General features: G+C 66.2%; 23 protein-coding genes. 15 read left to right on the forward strand and 8 right to left on the reverse strand.

What is annotated here, in order from left to right:
• Positions 1–38 precede the first annotated feature (38 nt).
• The 6 genes from ASD43_RS06430 to ASD43_RS06455 form a co-directional block, all read right to left on the reverse strand.
• Positions 39–1,100, reverse strand: a complete 1,062-nt coding sequence (locus ASD43_RS06430) for an ABC transporter permease (RefSeq protein ID WP_056419260.1) — start codon at positions 1,098–1,100, stop codon at positions 39–41.
• Positions 1,101–1,138: 38 nt separating this feature from the next.
• Positions 1,139–2,035, reverse strand: coding sequence for an ABC transporter ATP-binding protein (locus ASD43_RS06435; RefSeq protein WP_056415011.1), 897 nt, complete (start codon positions 2,033–2,035; stop codon positions 1,139–1,141).
• Between the two features lie 214 nt (positions 2,036–2,249).
• Entirely contained in the window at positions 2,250–3,485 is a 1,236-nt protein-coding gene (locus ASD43_RS06440; RefSeq protein ID WP_056415014.1) for a hypothetical protein, read from the reverse strand.
• Positions 3,486–3,532: 47 nt separating this feature from the next.
• The gene (locus ASD43_RS06445; RefSeq protein ID WP_056415017.1) at positions 3,533–4,723 is read right to left on the reverse strand and encodes a benzoate/H(+) symporter BenE family transporter; all 1,191 of its coding nucleotides are present in this window, start codon (positions 4,721–4,723) and stop codon (positions 3,533–3,535) included.
• 55 nt (positions 4,724–4,778) lie between these two features.
• Complete coding sequence (locus ASD43_RS06450) at positions 4,779–5,474, reverse strand: response regulator (protein WP_056415020.1); 696 nt, start codon at positions 5,472–5,474, stop codon at positions 4,779–4,781.
• Positions 5,471–6,727 (reverse strand): sensor histidine kinase, encoded by a 1,257-nt coding sequence (locus ASD43_RS06455; protein ID WP_056415023.1) that lies wholly within the window; start codon positions 6,725–6,727, stop codon positions 5,471–5,473. Before ASD43_RS06455 ends, ASD43_RS06450 begins: the two co-directional genes overlap by 4 nt.
• Positions 6,728–6,926: 199 nt before the next feature.
• Between ASD43_RS06455 and ASD43_RS16970 the strand changes: the two genes are divergently transcribed.
• The 13 genes from ASD43_RS16970 to ASD43_RS06510 all read left to right on the forward strand — a co-directional run bounded on the left by ASD43_RS16970 (position 6,927) and on the right by ASD43_RS06510 (position 13,831).
• The gene (locus tag ASD43_RS16970) at positions 6,927–8,183 is read left to right on the forward strand and encodes an RHS repeat-associated core domain-containing protein (protein ID WP_162247490.1); all 1,257 of its coding nucleotides are present in this window, start codon (positions 6,927–6,929) and stop codon (positions 8,181–8,183) included.
• A gap of 344 nt (positions 8,184–8,527) precedes the next feature.
• Entirely contained in the window at positions 8,528–8,818 is a 291-nt protein-coding gene (locus tag ASD43_RS17185; RefSeq protein WP_157550860.1) for a hypothetical protein, read from the forward strand.
• Positions 8,819–8,899: 81 nt separating this feature from the next.
• A complete protein-coding gene (locus tag ASD43_RS06465; RefSeq protein WP_157550864.1) occupies positions 8,900–9,364 on the forward strand; it encodes a hypothetical protein in 465 nt (154 codons plus the stop codon).
• A 21-nt stretch (positions 9,365–9,385) separates the two neighbouring features.
• Positions 9,386–9,550, forward strand: a complete 165-nt coding sequence (locus ASD43_RS17190; protein ID WP_156149251.1) for a hypothetical protein — start codon at positions 9,386–9,388, stop codon at positions 9,548–9,550.
• Between the two features lie 29 nt (positions 9,551–9,579).
• A complete protein-coding gene (locus ASD43_RS06470) occupies positions 9,580–10,008 on the forward strand; it encodes a hypothetical protein (RefSeq protein WP_157550867.1) in 429 nt (142 codons plus the stop codon).
• Positions 10,009–10,079: 71 nt separating this feature from the next.
• Positions 10,080–10,553, forward strand: coding sequence for a hypothetical protein (locus tag ASD43_RS17195; protein ID WP_156149253.1), 474 nt, complete (start codon positions 10,080–10,082; stop codon positions 10,551–10,553).
• A 405-nt stretch (positions 10,554–10,958) separates the two neighbouring features.
• Complete coding sequence (locus tag ASD43_RS06480; protein WP_056415038.1) at positions 10,959–11,363, forward strand: VOC family protein; 405 nt, start codon at positions 10,959–10,961, stop codon at positions 11,361–11,363.
• Positions 11,360–11,638 carry a winged helix-turn-helix transcriptional regulator gene (locus tag ASD43_RS06485; RefSeq protein WP_056415041.1) on the forward strand — a complete coding sequence of 93 codons (279 nt, stop codon included), beginning with the start codon at positions 11,360–11,362 and terminating at the stop codon, positions 11,636–11,638. Before ASD43_RS06480 ends, ASD43_RS06485 begins: the two co-directional genes overlap by 4 nt.
• A gap of 83 nt (positions 11,639–11,721) precedes the next feature.
• Positions 11,722–12,348, forward strand: coding sequence for a dihydrofolate reductase family protein (locus ASD43_RS06490; protein ID WP_056415044.1), 627 nt, complete (start codon positions 11,722–11,724; stop codon positions 12,346–12,348).
• 217 nt (positions 12,349–12,565) lie between these two features.
• Entirely contained in the window at positions 12,566–12,817 is a 252-nt protein-coding gene (locus ASD43_RS06495) for a hypothetical protein (protein ID WP_149422134.1), read from the forward strand.
• Positions 12,818–12,876: 59 nt separating this feature from the next.
• Entirely contained in the window at positions 12,877–13,347 is a 471-nt protein-coding gene (locus ASD43_RS06500; RefSeq protein WP_157550870.1) for a hypothetical protein, read from the forward strand.
• The gene (locus ASD43_RS06505) at positions 13,337–13,600 is read left to right on the forward strand and encodes a hypothetical protein (RefSeq protein ID WP_157550873.1); all 264 of its coding nucleotides are present in this window, start codon (positions 13,337–13,339) and stop codon (positions 13,598–13,600) included. The genes ASD43_RS06500 and ASD43_RS06505 overlap by 11 nt, the downstream gene beginning before the upstream one ends.
• A 48-nt stretch (positions 13,601–13,648) precedes the next feature.
• Complete coding sequence (locus ASD43_RS06510; RefSeq protein WP_056415055.1) at positions 13,649–13,831, forward strand: hypothetical protein; 183 nt, start codon at positions 13,649–13,651, stop codon at positions 13,829–13,831.
• 73 nt (positions 13,832–13,904) lie between these two features.
• On the opposite strand, the gene ASD43_RS06515 is transcribed toward ASD43_RS06510, so the two are convergent.
• Together ASD43_RS06515 and ASD43_RS06520 are read right to left on the reverse strand one after the other, a co-directional pair.
• On the reverse strand, positions 13,905–14,714 hold the full coding sequence (locus ASD43_RS06515; protein WP_056415058.1) for a Cof-type HAD-IIB family hydrolase: 810 nt from the start codon (positions 14,712–14,714) through the stop codon (positions 13,905–13,907).
• Positions 14,715–14,787: 73 nt separating this feature from the next.
• On the reverse strand, positions 14,788–15,636 hold the full coding sequence (locus tag ASD43_RS06520) for an exodeoxyribonuclease III (protein WP_056415060.1): 849 nt from the start codon (positions 15,634–15,636) through the stop codon (positions 14,788–14,790).
• Positions 15,637–15,734: 98 nt separating this feature from the next.
• Between ASD43_RS06520 and pyrE the strand changes: the two genes are divergently transcribed.
• Positions 15,735–16,295: an orotate phosphoribosyltransferase gene (gene pyrE, locus ASD43_RS06525; protein ID WP_056415063.1), complete on the forward strand. Its 561-nt coding sequence runs from the start codon at positions 15,735–15,737 to the stop codon at positions 16,293–16,295.
• Positions 16,292–17,194 (forward strand): ROK family protein, encoded by a 903-nt coding sequence (locus ASD43_RS06530; protein ID WP_056415066.1) that lies wholly within the window; start codon positions 16,292–16,294, stop codon positions 17,192–17,194. Before pyrE ends, ASD43_RS06530 begins: the two co-directional genes overlap by 4 nt.
• Positions 17,195–17,207: the final 13 nt, after the last annotated feature.

Here is a 17,207-nt window from a genome sequence, read left to right on the forward strand (position 1 = left end):
GCGAAACGGGCCTCGCCGAGAGGTGCGACGGGGCCTGATCAGCCGCGCAGCGCCTCGCCGAGCTTGACCCTCGTTCCCATGCGCAGCAGCGAGTTCTCGTAGATCTTCGCGCCGATCATGATCGCCGCGACGCAGCTCGCGAGCAGGATGACCAGGCTGAGCAACGGCTCCCACCACTGCGCCTCGCCGACGAACAGCCGCATGGGCATGCCGACCGGTGCCGAGAACGGCACGTACGACATGATCGTCAGCACCAGCGGGTTGTCGTTGAAGACGATGACGAGCACGTACGGCGCCATGATCAGCATCGTGATCGGGGTCGTGGTCGAGCCGATGTCCTCCTGACGGGAGACCATCGAGGCGGCCGCCGCGAACATCGCCGCGAGCAGGATGAATCCGAACAGGAAGAACACCGCGAACCAGATGATCGGTGCGCCGAGGGTCGACAGCACGGCGTTCTGGCCCGTGACGATGAGACCCACCGTCGCGATCGCGGCGAGAGCGAGGATCTGCCCCATCGCGAGGATCGTGTTGCCGATCACCTTGCCCGCCAGCAGGGTGCGCGCCGGGATCGCCGACAGCAGGATCTCGACGACGCGGGTCTGCTTCTCCTCGACGACGCTCTGCGCGATCGTTCCGCCGAAGGTGGCCGCCGCCCCCATGAACACGATGCCGAAGGCGATCGCGATGAAGTAGCGCAGCAGCGGATTGGTGGTCGCCGGCTCCAGGATCTGCACGTCCGGCGCCTGCGAGAGCGCGGAGACGAGCGAGCTGGGAGCGTCCTTCAATGCGATCACGGTGTACCCGGAGGGGTTGTCGCCGGGCAGCACGGCGGCGTCGACCTTCTCGGAGCGGACGAGCTCCTCGGCCGCCGCCTCATCGGACACCTCGGTGACCTTCACGTTCGGCAGCGCCGAGACGGCCGTCGCGGTCTGCGAGGTCACGGCGACCGGCATGGCATCCGCGCCGGTGTTCTTGCTCGCGAACCCGCCGATCACGATGCCGGCGAGGGCGATCAGCAGCAGGACGCCGGTCGAGATCAGGAAGGCCTTGCTGCGCAGCTTCGAGCCGATCTCGCGCTCGGCGACGAGCCAGATCATCGGGGCCGGTGACGGCGACCCGGTCTTGGTCGGGGTGCTCACTGGATGACCTCCTTGAAGATCTGGGCGAGAGAGGGATGCTTGGGGGCGAAGCTGGCGACATCGCCGCGTTCCACGGCGGTGCGCAGCACGCGCTGGGCTGTGTCGGGTCCGTCGGCGTCGAACAGGGCGTAGCCGCCCTCGAAGTCGACCACGGTGACGCCCGGCTCGCCGCGCAGCCACCCGGCATCGCCGGCGGAGACGAGCTCGTATCGGCTGCCCGCATGCTCGGCGCGCAGCGCGTCGCGCGAGCCCGAGGCGCGGATGGTGCCGCCGGCGAGGATCACGAGGTCGTCGCACAGGCGCTCGACGACATCGAGCTGGTGGGAGGAGAAGAGGATCGACGCGCCTTTCGCGGCGGAGGACTGCAGCACCGAGGCGACGACGTCGACCGCGAGCGGGTCGAGGCCCGAGAACGGCTCGTCGAGGATCAGCACCTCGGGGTCGTGCACGAGCGCTGCGGCGATCTGCGCGCGCTGCTGGTTGCCGAGCGAGAGCGACTCGATCGTGTCGCCGAGCCGTTCCTCGAGTCCCAGCTCGGTGAGCAGTGCGGTCGCGCGGGTGGTGGCATCCGGCTTGCTGAATCCGTGCAGGCGGGCGAGGTAGACGATCTGCTCGAGCACCTTCATCTTGGGGTACAGACCGCGTTCTTCGGGCATGTACCCGAAGTGTCGGCGGTCCGCGCTGGTGAGCTTTCGGCCGTCGAGCTCGACGGTGCCTCCGTCGGAGTTGAGCAGACCCAGCACGATGCGCATGGTCGTCGTCTTGCCCGCGCCGTTGCCGCCGACGAACCCGGTGAGGCGTCCTGGCGTCACCCCGAAGGAGATGTCGTCGAGCACGCGCCGAGAGCCGTAGCTCTTGGTGATGCCCGTGAGGAGGAGGTTTCCTGTGGTCACTTCGATGTACTCCGTTCGCTCGGTGCAACACGTGTTCGCTCAGTGCATCGCGTGGTTCGCTCAGTGCATCGCATGCCTTCACGCTAGGGCGAGGTGTGCTGCGGCGGCATCCCCCGTACGGCGGATCTCTGCGACGCACCGACCCCTGGGCGGACCCGGCCGGGGTCCGCCGTGCGGGGGAGTGGCCCCACGACTCCAGACGAGGGGGAGTGCCTCAGCGGAGGAAGAGGAACGAGAAGATGCCGATCGCGAAGGGTGCCGCGGTCGCGATGAACACCACCCCGACGATGATGCCGACGACCAGCCATGGGCTGCGGCGCTTCAATCGCCGGCCCGGAGGGGCGACGCCGGGCGGGGGCGGGGTGAGAACTCCTGCGGGGGCGGCGAACGGAAGCGGCTGACCCGAGGGCGACGGCTCGTGCGAGGGCTCGGGCGAGGGCGCGGCCATCGACGGCGGCGTGGGCTGCGGCTGCGGAGTCGCGAGCCGGAGGCGGTCGTCGCGCCAGCGCGCCCACTGATCGAGCTTGCTGAGAAGAGCCCCGACCGCGCCGAACAGCCACGCCCAGGTCGCCGGATCGAGGGTCGACACCTCTCGGCGCGCGTAGAGGAACAGCCAGTCGTCGACGATCTCGACATCGAGCTGCGCGGCATGGTCGATGAAGCGCGCCATCACATCGGGGGTGAAGAGGTACAGCGCATCCGTCTCGTACCCCGTCGGGCAGTAGAGGGAGAAGAATCTGTCGAAGTCCCCCTCGAGCGACAGCCGCTGCGTGCGGCTGAACGCGGCGGTCATCGAGCTGCCGAGAGTGTTGTTGCCGAGAGCGTCGAGCACGATGTTCGGCAGCGGCACGTCGAGCTTGACGGCCACGTACCCCCAGCGGTGGACCTGGGACTGCTTGCCGTTGCTCGTCGTGTACTGGTAGTTGCCGAACTCGACGAAGCGAGGTGCGACCCCGCGCAGCACATCGGTGGACATGCGGCTCGATCCGTTCGAGAAGATCATGCCGGGCAGCGGCGGCGCGTCGATCCTCTCGATGTAGGTCAGAGCGTTCGCACCGGCGAAGCGGGCGAGGCGGAAGCGGGTGATGTTGCGCGTGCGGATGCCGCGACGCACGAGCGCGACGAGTCCAACGATGATCCCCGCGAGCAGCAGCAGGGCGATCGCACCACCCACGGCGATGCCGACGTCGCCGCCGATCACATATCCCAACCCCATCACGAAGACGCCGATCACCGGAACCACGCACAGCAGCGCGATGATCGCGAACACCCAGGCGATGATCTGCCCGACGGAGGTGGGGTTCGCCGCACGATGCGCGCGGACGAACGCGTCCAGCTCGACCGGATTCACCGGATCGATCAGCGCACGCGCGTCGAAGTGGCCGGCGGGTACACGGGCGGCGGGGCCGGGTACGGAGCCGGGCGCAGAGCCGGATGCGGGGGCGGTCACGCGTCCACGCTAGTCGAGCCGATGCCGCGGGGTCTCAGCTGCACGCCTCAGCCGCCGTCGCGCGAGCGGCGCCGCCCGGCGTGCAGTGCGGTGCGCACCACCAGGCCGGCGACGAGCGCCCAGAACGCCGCACTCACGCTCAGCAGCGAGATCCCGGAGGCGGCGACCAGAAAGGTCACGACGGCGGGGATGCGCTCTCCCGGATCGTCGATCGCCTGCTGCACCGACGACCCGAACGCGGCGAACAGCGCGAGTCCGGCCACCGCGGGGATCACTGCCTCGGGGGCGAGGAGCACCAGCGCGGCGAACGCGGCGGAGAAGCCGCCGAGCACGAGGTAGGAGATGCCCGTCGAGACGCCCGCCACCCAGCGGCGCTTCGGATCGGGGTCGGCATCGGGCGAGGCGGCGAGTGCCGCGCTGATCGCCGCGAGATTGATGGCATGTCCGCCGGCCGTCGCTCCCAGAGCCGTGCCGATGCCGGTGACGAGCATCGCCGGGCGCCAGGGCACCTCGTAGTCGAAGCTGCGCATGATGGCGATGCCCGGCACGTTCTGCGAGGCCATCGTGACGATGAACAGCGGAAGGGCGACCCCGATCAGCGCCCCGAGGGTGACGGTGGGGGCGGTGAGCTCGAGGCGAGGGATCAGCAGCCCCGCATCGACGGGGGCACCCGCCCGGATCAGCGAGACGGCGACCACCACCGCCGCGGCGACGAACGCGAGCGGAACCGCCCAGCGCGGCGCGAGACGGGCGACGATCAGCCAGGTGACGACGACCGGCACCACACCCCACGGGTTGGCGACGAGCCCGGTGATCGGCGCGAGGCACAGCGGCAGCAGCACGCCGGCGAGCATCGCCTGGGCGATCGACGGCGGGATGCGCGCGATCAGCGCCCCCAGCGCGGGCCACAGGGCGGTGAGCAGGATGAGTGCGGCGGTGACGAGAAAGGCTCCGACGGCTGCCGACCAGCCCCCGTCGACGACGCCGGTCGCGGCGAGCAGCGCCGCCCCCGGGGTCGACCAGGCGACCGTGATCGGCATCCGGTATCGCCAGGCGAGCACCACGCACGCCAGGCCCATCGTGAGGCTGACTGCGAGGAGTCCGCTCGCGGCCTGCGCCGGCGATGCGCCGACCGCGCCGAGACCGGTGAGCACGACCGCGAACGAGCTCGTGAAGCCCACCAGCGCGGTGACGACTCCGGCCATGATCGGGCGCGAGAGGGGTGCGGCGGTCTGCATGCTCCGAGAGTATCGGGGTGCCGCGGGGGTCCGGAGGCGCTGCGTCGGCAGCGATCTACGCGAGTCCGAGGCGGTGCGCGAGCACGACGGCCTGCACGCGGTCGCGGGCGCCGAGCTTCTGCAGGATGCGCGACACGTGGGTCTTCACGGTCGCCTCGCCGATGAAGAGGGCGCTCGCGATCTCGGCGTTGCTGCGCGCATCGGCGAGCAGCACGAGCACCTCGGACTCGCGCTCGGTGAGGGGTTCGACGAGGGGCACCGGAGCGGGTGCCGCAGTGCGAGCGGGGGATGCGGGTCGAGCGGGCGCCGCGGCCGTGGTGAAGCGCGCGAGAACGCGGCGGGTGACCTCGGGGGCGAGCATCCCGTCGCCGGCGGCCAGGGCGCGCACCGCGGCGATGAGGTCTTCGGCGCCGGCGTTCTTGAGCAGGAAGCCGCTGGCCCCGGCATCCAGCGCCTGGTACAGGTAGTCGTCGCGGTCGAAGGTGGTGATGATCGCGATGGCCGCAGAGACCTCGCGGTCGGCGACAATCTGGCGGGTCGCCTCGATGCCGTCCATGTCGGGCATCTGCACGTCCATCGTGATCACGTCGGGGCGCAGAGCGGATGCCTGGGCGACCGCCTCAGCCCCCGTCGCTGCCTCGCCCACCACGGTGATGTCGGGCTGGGTGCCGAGGATCGTGCGGAACCCCGCGCGCAGCATCGCGTGGTCGTCGACGAGGAGCACGCGAATAGGGGGCGTGGACGTGGTCATGAGGCGGTGCTCGTCTCTGTCAGAGGCACCCGCGCTCGCACGCGCATCCCGCCCGAGGGGCGAGGGGTGACCTCGAGCGTGCCGCCGGATGCCGCCGCCCGCTCGCGCATGCCGAGCTGTCCCAGCCCGGGGCGCAGCACCGCCATGGCGCGACCGGTGTTGACGACCTCGACCTCGACGCCCTCGTCGTCGTAGCGGACGCGCACATCGGCGATGGCGCCCGCTCCGGCGTGCCGACGAGCGTTCGTCAGCGACTCCTGCGTGATCCGGTACAGGTTGACGGCGACGACCGAGGGCACCGGCACCGGTTCGCCGATCACCGCGTAGTCGGTGGGCAGCCCCGCCTCGGTGGACGCTTCGACGAGCGAGCGGATGTCGTCGAGGGTCACGGTCGACGCGGCATCCGGCGTCTCGCTGCCCGGGGAGCGCAGGGTCTCGAGCAGGTGCCGCAGCTCGTGGATGGCATCGCGCGCCGACCCCTCGATGCCGGTCAGGATGCTCTTGGACTTCTCCGGATCCTGGTCGATCACCAGACGAGCGGCTCCCGCCTGCACGCCCATGACCGACACGTGATGCGCGACCACGTCATGCAGTTCGCGGGCGATGCGCACGCGATCGAGGGCGACGGCTTGCGCGGCGGTCACCTCGCGCTCCCGCTCGAGCTCGGCCGTGCGGTGCTCGAGCGCCTGGCGCTCCTGCGCCGCGTGCCACGAGCGCTCGCCGAAGTAGTACGCGCCGCCGAAGTAGAGCACGTTCAGCAGCAGCTGGATGAGCATGAAGGCCAGGTAGGGCGAGAGCAGACCGGCGGCGACCTCGGCCTTGTCGGCCTCTTCTATCGCCTGGCGGTACATCGTGATGAGGAGCCAGACGAACATGCCGACGATGATCGAGACGCGCACGATCATCGCGGCTCTGCGGTTGTTCATCCACGCGCCCACCGTGTACAGCGACACGAACATCGCGATGTTGCCGACGTAGATCTCGGGCACCTGGAACGAGATCGCGAGGAAATACGCGACGCAGACGGTCACCGCCACCGGGCCCGGCCAGCGCCGCCGCACCGCGAGCGGCGCGGTGACGGCCACCGCGTACACGAGCGCCGTCCACGGCTCCGCCCGGGTGTCGCCGTACATGTCTGCGACCGTCGAGAGCGCGGCGCTCAGCACCGCGCCGACGAACATCACCGCGGCGAGCACGAGATCTCCGCGCTGCTCACGGATGCTGGGGATGCGGGTGAACGGCGCGGCGGGCATTCCCCCACCGTAGAGCTGAGACGGATGCGGCGGCATCCCCCGCACGGGGGACCGGGCGGGCGGGCGGCGCCGGGCGATGCATGCGCGACGCGACACGACGACCGGCAACCGCACGGGTCTCGTGAAGCGTTCCGCGGCGGGAGCGGTCTCGACGGCCGCCTACACGTACCCGGCCGCGGGCGGGGATCGTCCGCACGCGGTGAGCACCGTGACCGGTCCGGCCGGAGTCGGTCCCGGCTCGTACACGTATGACGCGGCGGGCAACATGACCGGTCGCCCCGGGCAGACGATCACGTTCAATGATGTCGGCAAGGTGTCGAAGGTCGTCGCTGGTGCGGTGACGCAGAACACGGTCTACAACGTCGATGGCAGCATCCTGCTGCGGACGAACACGAGTGAGGGTGCGACGTTGTTCGTCGGCGACACGGTGTTGTCGCAGGCGAGTGGGTCGGCGGTGGTTGCGGGGGTGCGGACGTACTCTGGTGCGGAGGGCAAGCCGATCGCGGAGAAGTCGGCGAAGTCCGGGACGACGGGGACGACGTTGACGTGGTTGTTCTCGAATCTGGAGGGGACGGTGGACGTGCGGACGGTGGCGACTGCGGCGGGTACGACCACGCGCACGTTCCGTGATCCGTATGGTGCTCCGATCGGGTCGTCGGGTGTGTGGTCGAGCGGCACCGGGTATATGAACAAGCCGGTGACCGCGTCGACGGGTCTGACCACGGTGGGTGCACGCACGTACGATCCGGTGCTGGGGAAGTTCCTGTCCGTGGATCCGGTGATCGACACGAACCTCCCGCAGCAGAACACCGGCTACACGTACTCGGGGAACAACCCGACCACGTACATGGACCCGACCGGGCTCCGACTCGATCAGGGATGCGGGTGGGGCGTCAACTGCACTCGCGGGGGACAGAAGAAGGTTGACAAGCCCAATCCCTGGACGGGGGCCGGCCCATTCAGCGATAAGAAGACGCACACGACCACGAAGCCGCACGGATCCACCAAACCGCCGAGCTTGATCAGCACGCTCAACTCAAAGCCGCCAGCCAAAAGCTGGGTTCCGAAGTCGCAACCCTCCTGGGGGCCACTGGTGTCGTTTGTACCGGAGTATCAGATGCCCCGGCCCGAAAATGACATTGGGGTGAGTGCGTGTTTTGGCTTTTGCGGAGGGCTATCCTATGGCTCGAAGAGCGGGTGGAGTTGGTCGGCAGGTTTGGGGTTGAAGGCAGAACTGACTGTCAGTACGGGTGTGACTGTACAAGAAAGTTCACCGCTATTCGTGGTGGGGGAATGCTCCGCAACAGCGGCCGTCGGAGCGACCGCCCACCTGGGGGTTGGGATTGCGGATCAGCAAGTAGGGTCAGGCGGGTTGCGACTTGCCGGGAGCTCCGGCGGCGGAATCAAGTACGGCTTCGGAGGCGGTTGTGGAATTATGATCATGGGGAATTTCTAAGAAGGAGATCGCTATCTCGATTCAAAGCAATATTGGAGTTATTGTGGTCTTGGTTGGCCTATTGGCGATTGGTTTTCATCGACTAATTCCGAAGATAATTCATGCCGGTTTAAGAATCTTCCTCGGCGAGCCGGTCGCTGATGACGCAGTCAGACCGGGTTCTTCGTCAATTCACGCTCTGATGGTTGGCGTAGGGTTTGTGGTATTTGGCATATTTATGATCATTTCTGGATTGAGTTAAAGACCGACTCGGTAAACAAGTCTGAGGTGGCGTGTGCTGCGTTGGTTTTCGTGGTTCGCTTATGAGTATTTGAGCGGCCCATACTTGGTTGAAGAATATTGAGGTGTCATTGAGAAAAAGTCTGGGGTGGGGGCTGTTTCTGGTACTCAGAGGGATCTTTCTGTGGGTATTGATATTGTTTGCAACAATTGCGTGGCTTCTGGTTCACTCTTGGGCGCAGAGGGCATCACTCGGTCAGGCGATCTGCTGGTACGATGAAACTTTTAATCTCGTGCTCGTTAAAGGGCTGCTGCGACCGTTCATCGGAAAAGAAGTCGCCGCCAAATTTTTAGGGCTCTCGAACATGGGGGCCGTGGTGCCATACAGGATCCGTTGGCTGGTTGAGATGGTGTGAGGGAGTAGTACTGCATGCGATCGCGCTCGTCGACAATAGATGGTGGCGACATGTCGACAGTGCTGGTGGGGCGTTAACGCCATGAACCAGCTCCGACGTCGTCGACGATTCGCGCCTGTTGTTTGTTTGATCGTTGTCCTCGCGGGATGCGCGCCGGCCGAACCAGCGTATGACTACACGTTCGAAGCCGCGAATGCTGACGGCCTCTATAGCGACTCTCGGGGTCACTCTGCAGAGATCCGCCTCGATGGTGACTCTTTTGAAGCGATCGATCTGCCGACAGTGCTCTGCAGCGACGATGTCCCGCTATCCGTCCGTAGCGTCGACTGGGATGCGGTTTCATCCTTCTCCGGAACCTGGAAGACCTTCGACAGCCCTTCGTACTCGGGGTATTTGGCGCCATCCGCTGCAGACTGCCGTTTTCTCCCCATCTACTTCCAGCGCGACGCCGCTGGACAGCAGAGCTTCATCATCCTCCTGAGTGCTGATGAGGACTTCAAGGAAGAGAAAGTGATCCGCTTCGTTCGAACCCACAATCAAGGCTGAAGACGATCGGAGGAGGGGACTGTGGACGTGCAGACGGTGGCGAACTCGACAGGCACGACCAGGCGGGTGTTCCGTGATCCGTATGGTGCTCCGATCGGGTCGTCGGGGGTGTGGTCGAGTGGCACCGGGTATATGAACAAGCCCGTGACCGCGTCGACAGGTCAATGGACGGAGACCATGCCGTGATGCGCCGCAGGCGAGGGAGAGTGGCTCTCGTGCTGATCACGACAGTGCTGCTTGGCGGGTGCGCCTCGAGCGGGGGCGCTCCGGCAAGTGACATAACCGCTGAACAATTGAGGGGCGAGTGGCGTATTCCGAACCGGGGCGCCGAGGTAACACTTGAAATTCATAGCGATCAGACGTTCGAGATGCATAACTGGCCGTCGAACCTGGGATGCGCTGCGCCGACAGCCGAGTACGTCGACGAAGTCGCTTGGGGTGACGGTCGCAACTTCCACGGCGTGTGGCAACTGGGCCCGAAGGGCTACGAGTACGGTCTGAGTTTGTTCTCGGAGGGTGGTGAATGCCCAGGGGCGCTCTCATTCGAAGTGTGGCTGGTCGCAGGTAAGTTGGTCATCCAGGAATGGCTCGGTGCGGACCCGGATGACGATTCGGCGAGTCGCCTCGTTGAGCTTTCTCGCTAGCAGTTCGGAGAGGACGTCGCAGGCTTTTTGGGTGCATAAAACTCTATTATTAATCGTTGCGGGAAGGTAGCATGCGACTGAAAAGTGGCCTTCTGTTCGGTGCCGTTGTCTTTGTCGCTGCGGCCTTGCTTGTGGTGATAGGAGTAGCGATCGTCACAATGTTCGGGATTAGAACTGGCCCATCTTCGCAGTACTCCTACCCCATTGTGTGGGTAGCCGTACCCGAAACCGATCCCGAGTCCACTGTTGCTTCAGTGTTGCGGTTGGAGGATGACGGGACTGCGGTCTATAAAGGTATTAAGTTCGGTGACCCGGGCCCTGACGACCGCGCGTGCATCGACAGCGATGGCGAACGGTACTCGGGCAACGGGTCCTGGGAGCTGGACGAGGACGGCGCTCTTCGCATCCACGATGATGCCGGGACAGCAGTCTTCCTTCCTGACCAAGGTCGATTCACCGGACCCGACTGGTCGGAATTGCGCCAACCGTTCTGCGACGATACCTATGTTGATTTCAGCCCGACATCTGAGAGGACAGGGCAGTGAACTTGGGGGTGGGTGCGCTGTGTGTGACTAAACTCTGCCGAACGTGATCTTCGGTGTCATTGCGATATGTGCGGGACTAGTGATCGTGCGGTTCCGGACAAAGCTCAACGAGATGGTCTTTGAGTCACAGCGGAGAATGTTCGGTAGAAGAGCTGCGCGTATATCGGCAGGTCGGCAGACTCCCTTCATGATGGGGATCGTGGGGGCCATCGCGATCGGGATCGGGGTCGTGGCTCTGTCGGCTGCTGTCGCCAGGGTCCTTCTGATGGGCGGCCCGTAGTCACTGTGGTGCCACCGCGTCATCGAGCGATCGGGCTGCAGCCTGCGTGAGCGAGGTGGTGGTAAGTGGCTTCTCGAAGGCAAGACACCCTTGACGCGCCACTTGTATTTTGCAAGTATCACGGCATGAGCCTCTTCATCACCTGCCCCGTCGCCGACGTCGACCGGGCCACCGCCTTCTACACGGCACTCGGATTCACCCTCAACGCCGAGATGTCCGATCACAACGTGTCGTGCTTCGCGATCGCGCCCGAGCAGTACGTCATGCTCGGCAGTCGCGAGATGTACGCGAGCGTCGGTGGCACCGAGGATCTGATCGGCGGACCCGACACTCCCTCGAAGGTCACGGTCTCGTTCGACCTCGACAGTCGGGAGGCGGTCGATGCGATCGTCGAGCGTGCCGCCGCCGCCGGCGGGCGGGTCGGCGACACCGACGACTACCCGTTCATGTACCAGCGCCAGTTCGACGACCCCGACGGGTACCACTATTCGCCGTTCTGGATGAAGCCGGACGCCGATTCGCACGCGTGAGCGACCTCGCCGCAGCCCTCGACGTCGTCGGGGCCCGATGGGCGCTGCTCATCGTCGAACGACTTCTCGACGGGCCGCAGAGGTACGGAGATCTGCAGCGTGAGCTCGGGGTGCCGACGAACATGCTCGCCACCCGGCTGCGAGAGCTCGAGGCGGCCGGGGTGCTGACCCGACTGCCCCTGCGGCACAACACGCGCGCGTACGCGCTCACCGATCGAGGCATCGCGCTGCGTGAGGCCATCGATGCGCTCGGCCGCTGGGGCCAGGAGAAGTAGATCCCCGCGAGCAGCAACGCGAGCGCATACTGTCAGCAACGCCGCCCTCTCGTGCAGCGCCTCTCGTGCAAAGGAGCACTTCGATGACCGGACGCATCCTGATCGACCTCTTCAGCACCCTCGACGGTGTCGCGCAGGGGCCCGGAGGCACCGACGAAGACCCGTCCGGAGGATTCGCATTCAGCGGCTGGCAGGCCGGGTACCCGTCGTCGAGCATGGGAGACACCGTCTCGAAGGGGATGCAGGGGCTCGATGCGCTGCTGCTCGGGCGCCGGACGTACGACATCTTCGCCGCGTACTGGCCTCACCACACAGCCGGCCCGTCCGGCGAGATCGGCCGGCTCTTCGACCGCGTGCCGAAGTACGTGGCGACACGGAACGATGACCTCGCGCTCGATTGGCAGAACAGCCACCGCGTAGGCAGCGACCTCGCCGCCGAGATCGCCGATCTACGGGCCAGGCACCGAGAGGTGCATGTGATCGGCAGCGTCGACCTGGTCCACTCGCTGCTGGCCGAGGGGCTGTTCGACGAGCTCACCCTGTGGGTGTATCCGATTCTGCTCGGCGCCGGCAAGAAGGTGTTCGACGACGGTGCGCTGCCGTCGGTGCTGCAGCTGATCGAGCCGCCGGTCGCAGACAGCGACGGCGTGATGCTGCTGCGCTACGGACGCACCGATCGGGTGCCGGCGGTCGGGACGTTCGAGGACTGATCCCGCACAGCTCGGGCGGGAAAATCCCGGGTGGTCTGAAGTGGCGACCTTCGGCTACTGTCCGGGCAGGCGGGACGCAGTACGATCCTGGAAGTGCGGTCGGCGATTCGGGGGTGGCGTGATGATGTTCACGTTTGCGCTTGGCATTCTTCCTCTGTCACTAGGAGTAGCGCTGATCCTCGCACGACGCAGGATTCCACGCATTATGCACTGTGAGATGAACTCGATGATGGTGGTGTTGTTTCCGCTCATCTGCGTGACCGTCATCGTGGCGGGTGTTTTCGTCGTCAGGTATCGAGAAAGGTTGTGGCTCGATGCGCGCGATCGCCAGCGGAAGATCTTCGGTCGACACGCGGCCGGGGCGTTCGAACGACTTCAGAGATCGTTCTGGATCGGCTTCGTCGGTGTGGTTGCGATTGTCGCTGGTGTTGGTCTGCTTGTGCGCTACGTGACCGTGGTGCTGTCCTGAACCTCCGCTTGCCGGAGCTATCGTGCAGCGCGCGCAGAGTTTCGAAGGACTATACGACGATGGTGGCGCATGTGAAGCGAGTGAAGCGAGTGAAGCGAGTGAAGTCAACCAGATGGCCCCTGTTCGCGGCCATAGTCACGACGGCCATTATTGTGGGCATTACGCGTCACTTCGTGATCGAGCTGCAATCGGAATCCATCCAACCTTCGGCGCAAGTAGTCCGCAGTGGTCTCGCTTCAGTTCTCATTTTCATCGTCGGGGGCGTGCCCGCCGCTTTGGTGAGCGAGGCGATTATGCTGCGCACGAAGCCGAACGGCCAGAAATCACTACTCGAATGTTTGCTTTATGCAGTCGCCGGCAACCTTGTTTCGTTTCTGTGCGGGAGCCTTCTGTTGTACTTTCTGATTTGGGACCTCGCCGGACGTATGTTGGTGCTGGGAGCGCTCGCGACCCTCGGCACCATCGCTGTATCGATAGCCCTTTGGTCGGGACAGGCGGGAGAGGCGGGACAGATTAGTGATGCCGATTGACACGATTCTTCCCAATCTGATCGTCGGGGTTAGCGTATTTCTTTCAGGAATGGCGACCGTGTGGAAGCGCAAACCGCTCAACGAGCTCATGTACAGATCGCAGAAGAGGATGTTCGGGGAAAAAGCGGCGAGTGTGTCGGCGGGCCGGCAGACCCCTTTCATGATGGGCGTCGTGGGTGTTCTCATTGCCGGTCTCGGAGTCGCAATGTTCGCGTTCGGTATTGTTGGGATTATGCAGATGGTCGGGGCGTGAGCTGTTTTGCTGATTTCAGGGATCATCTGTGGAGTACTCGGCATCCTCATGGCTGTCTTTCACAAGCGCTACTGGCGGTTCTTGAGGCGAGCGAGTTATCGCCTCTTCAGCGAGGCGCTCGCAGAAGCGTTGCTGAACCCCGGCGAAAGCCCGAAGATGATTATGTTCGTCGGAATAGGCGTCGCACTGATGGGGCTGATTCAGATCGCCTTCGGGTTGGATCTGTTCTGACGGGGTGCGTCACCGTGATAAAAGGGCAGTGCGCATGCTCTTGACGGCGTTGCGAGTCAGGGCCCTCGGTGCGTCAGCCGATCGCGAGGATCCGCTCGATCACCCTGGCGACGCCGTCATCGTCGTTCGAGGCGGTCGTCTCATCGGCGGCATCCTGCACGATGTCGTCGGCATCGGCCATCGCCACTCCGTGACCTGCCCACCGCAGCATCTCGACGTCGTTGAGGGCGTCGCCGAACGCGATGACATCGCCGCGGTCGATGCCGAGATGCATGCAGAGGCGGGCGAGCCCGCTGGCCTTGGTGACGCCCTCGGCCATGACCTCGAGGAACGGCGCACCCGAGAGTGTCGCTTCGAAACCGTCGAGGTCGAGTGCACGCAGCGCGTCGTAGAGCACCGGTGGCGCGAGCTCCGGATGCCGGATCACGAACTTCAGGCTCGGCGCCGACACCACCTCATCGAGGGGCACGCCGCCCATCGTCTTCGGATCGCGCTTGTGGTCGGTGAGATCCGCGATCTCGGCATAACCGTGCTCGGCGACGAAAGTCTCACCGGCATCGCGCACGCTCGCGAACAGCAGACCGGGGATGCTCGCCCGCAGCGCCTCGGCCAGCGTGCGGATCGTCTCGGCGGGCAGCTCCTCGGCGAACAGCATCCGCCCGTCTGTGAGATGCACCGCATAGGCGCCGTTGCTGCACAGCGCCCACCCGGCGAAGGCGGCATCGGCGGCGATGGTGCGCAAGCCGATGGGCTGGCGGGCTGTGACCGGCACGACGTGGATGCCGCGGGCCCGGGCCGCGTCGAGTGCCGCCCTGGTTCGCGGGGAGACGGACGACGTGGAGTCGAGCAGCGTGCCGTCGAGGTCGGTGGCTATCAGGCGCATTTCGTCTCGCTTCGCTCGCTCAATGAGCGGGTGCTTTGGTCGGCCCTTCGTCTCGTCGCAGCTCAGGGCCGGCTCAGGAGAAGATCATGGGCAGGTCGTCGTCGTCTTCGGCCCCGCCGCCCAGGTCGAATTCGACCACCACTGGGACGTGGTCGCTGGGCTGCTCGCCCTTGCGCTCGTCGCGGTGGATCGATGCGCCACTCACGGCATCCGCCAGCGTCTTCGAGCCTAGGACGAAGTCGATGCGCACGCCCTCGTTGCGGGGGAACTTCAGGCGCTGGTAGTCCCAGTAGGTGAAGCCCTCGGGGATGAGGGGACGCACCACGTCGGTCAGCCCTGCATCCTGGAACGCGAAGAACGCCTGGCGCTCCTCGGGCGACACGTGCGTCGAGACGCCCTCGACGATGTCGGGGTCGCCGTTGTCCACGTCGAACGGGATGATGTTGAAATCGCCGACCAGGGCGAGCGGCAGCTCGGGGTTCGCCGCGAGCTCGGCCGCGGTCGCCTTCTTGAGCTCCTCGAGCCAGTGCAGCTTGTACGCGTAGTGCGGATCGTCGAGCGAGCGGCCGTTGGGAACGTACAGGCTCCATACGCGCACGCCGTCGACCATGACGCCGAGCGCTCGGGCTTCGAGCGGAGCGTCCGGACCCTCATGCCCCTTCGCGAACCCGGGCATGCCGTCGAACGCGGTGCGCACGTCGGTGACCGGCAGACGGCTCGCGATCGCGACGCCGTTCCACTGATTCAGGCCGTGCACCTCGACGTGGTACCCGGCCTCTTCGAACGGGCCGTACGGGAACTGCTCGGGTTTGCACTTGATCTCCTGCATCGCCAGCACGTCGATGTCTTCGCGCACGGCGAATTCGACGGTGCGGGTGACGCGGGTGCGGATGGAGTTGACGTTCCAGGTGGCCAAGCGCATGCGTCAAGCCTAGTTGCGACATCGGACGGCGGAGTCGCGCCATCGGACACGCAGACTTCCCGCAGAACACGAGACCCCCACCTCCTACACTGGATGCCGTGACCGCACTCGACGCAGACCGCCAGACACTCCTCGACCTGATCAAGGATGAGGCGGTGTTCCACGGCGACTTCACCCTCTCGAGCGGCAAGCAGGCGACGTACTACGTCGACATGCGCAAGCTCACCCTCGACCACCGGGCCGCCCCCGCGATCGGCCGCATCATGCTCGACCTGATCGCCGACCTCGACGTGGTCGCCGTGGGTGGCCTGACGCTCGGCGCCGACCCGATCGCGAACTCGGTGCTGCACGCATCGGTCGCCGCCGACCGACCGCTCGACGCGTTCGTCGTGCGCAAGGAGCCGAAGGACCACGGCCGCGGCCGCCAGATCGAGGGCGCCGACGTCAAGGGCAAGCGCGTCGTCGTGCTCGAAGACACCTCGACCACGGGACAGTCCGCGCTCAAGGCCGTCGAGGCGCTGCGCAAGGAGGGCGCCGAGATCGTCGCCGTCGCGGTGATCGTCGACCGCAAGACCGGCGCGCAGGCCGCGATCGAGGCCGAGGGCCTCGAATGGCGCGCCGCCTTCGACCTCGACGACCTCGGACTCGACCCCCAGTGACCCGGTACGCACTCGCCGTCGACGTCGGCGGCACCAAGATGGAGGCCGCGCTCGTGAGCGCGCACGGCGCGCTGGTCGAAGGCAGTCGTTCGCGACAGACGACCGGGCGAGAGGCGACGCTTGATTCGCTCGACGCCGCCGTCGCGGCGATCGTCACACACGCGCTGGCCGCGTTGCCGGCGGATGCCGAGCTGGTCGGGGCAGGAGCGGGCAGCGCCGGGCCGATCGACCGTGGCACCGGATCGATCCTGCCGGTGAACATGCCGCTCGCCCGCGGCTTCGGGCTTGCGGAGTCGGTGCGCACTGCGGCGTCTGCTGCGCTCGGCCGCGAGGTGCCCACCGTCCTCGGCCACGACGGCGGCGCGCTCGCGCTTGCCGAGTCGTGGCTGGGCGCCACGCAGGATGCTGGCGCGTCCCTGTCGATCGTGGTCTCGACCGGCGTCGGGGGCGGGTTCGTCGTGAACGGCGCCTACATCCCCGGCGCTACCGGCAACGCCGGACACCTCGGACAGGTGCGCCGCGAGGGCGGGCTCACGCTTGAAGAAATCGCCTCGGGACCGGCGAGCGCCGCGTGGGCGCAGCAGCAGGGCTGGGCGGGATCGACGGGCGAAGACCTGGCGCGGGATGCTGCGGCGGGCGACGCCACCGCGCGTGCGGCCATCGAACGCTCGGCGAAGGCCGTCGGCGAGGCCTTGGCGGATGCCGCGACCCTCGTGGACCTCGACATGGTGGCGATCGGCGGAGGCTTCTCGCGAGTCTCTGCCGACTACATCGACCTCGTGCAGCAGGCCCTCACCGCGAGCGCCGCGCACGAGTACTCGCGCCGCACCCGCGTCGTCCGCTCGGGTCTCGGCGACGAGGGGCCGCTCATCGGCGCCGCCGCACTCGTTCTGCGCTGACGCGTCTGTCGTT

Origin of the sequence: Microbacterium sp. Root553 (genome assembly GCF_001426995.1) — a bacterium.
In the GTDB taxonomy this organism is placed as follows: Bacteria; Actinomycetota; Actinomycetes; order Actinomycetales; family Microbacteriaceae; genus Microbacterium.

Bases quoted from the DNA above. Each gene is read 5' to 3' on its own strand.
- ASD43_RS06430 (WP_056419260.1), bottom strand. From the start codon at position 1,100: ATGATCTGGCTCGTCGCCGAGCGCGAGATCGGCTCGAAGCTGCGCAGC.
- ASD43_RS06445 (WP_056415017.1), bottom strand. From the start codon at position 4,723: ATGCAGACCGCCGCACCCCTCTCGCGCCCGATCATGGCCGGAGTCGTC.
- ASD43_RS06450 (WP_056415020.1), bottom strand. From the start codon at position 5,474: ATGACCACGTCCACGCCCCCTATTCGCGTGCTCCTCGTCGACGACCAC.
- ASD43_RS06455 (WP_056415023.1), bottom strand. From the start codon at position 6,727: ATGCCCGCCGCGCCGTTCACCCGCATCCCCAGCATCCGTGAGCAGCGC.
- ASD43_RS06465 (WP_157550864.1), top strand. From the start codon at position 8,900: ATGAACCAGCTCCGACGTCGTCGACGATTCGCGCCTGTTGTTTGTTTG.
- ASD43_RS17195 (WP_156149253.1), top strand. From the start codon at position 10,080: ATGCGACTGAAAAGTGGCCTTCTGTTCGGTGCCGTTGTCTTTGTCGCT.
- ASD43_RS06480 (WP_056415038.1), top strand. From the start codon at position 10,959: ATGAGCCTCTTCATCACCTGCCCCGTCGCCGACGTCGACCGGGCCACC.
- ASD43_RS06490 (WP_056415044.1), top strand. From the start codon at position 11,722: ATGACCGGACGCATCCTGATCGACCTCTTCAGCACCCTCGACGGTGTC.
- ASD43_RS06495 (WP_149422134.1), top strand. From the start codon at position 12,566: ATGAACTCGATGATGGTGGTGTTGTTTCCGCTCATCTGCGTGACCGTC.
- ASD43_RS06500 (WP_157550870.1), top strand. From the start codon at position 12,877: ATGGTGGCGCATGTGAAGCGAGTGAAGCGAGTGAAGCGAGTGAAGTCA.
- ASD43_RS06505 (WP_157550873.1), top strand. From the start codon at position 13,337: ATGCCGATTGACACGATTCTTCCCAATCTGATCGTCGGGGTTAGCGTA.
- ASD43_RS06510 (WP_056415055.1), top strand. From the start codon at position 13,649: ATGGCTGTCTTTCACAAGCGCTACTGGCGGTTCTTGAGGCGAGCGAGT.
- ASD43_RS06515 (WP_056415058.1), bottom strand. From the start codon at position 14,714: ATGCGCCTGATAGCCACCGACCTCGACGGCACGCTGCTCGACTCCACG.
- ASD43_RS06520 (WP_056415060.1), bottom strand. From the start codon at position 15,636: ATGCGCTTGGCCACCTGGAACGTCAACTCCATCCGCACCCGCGTCACC.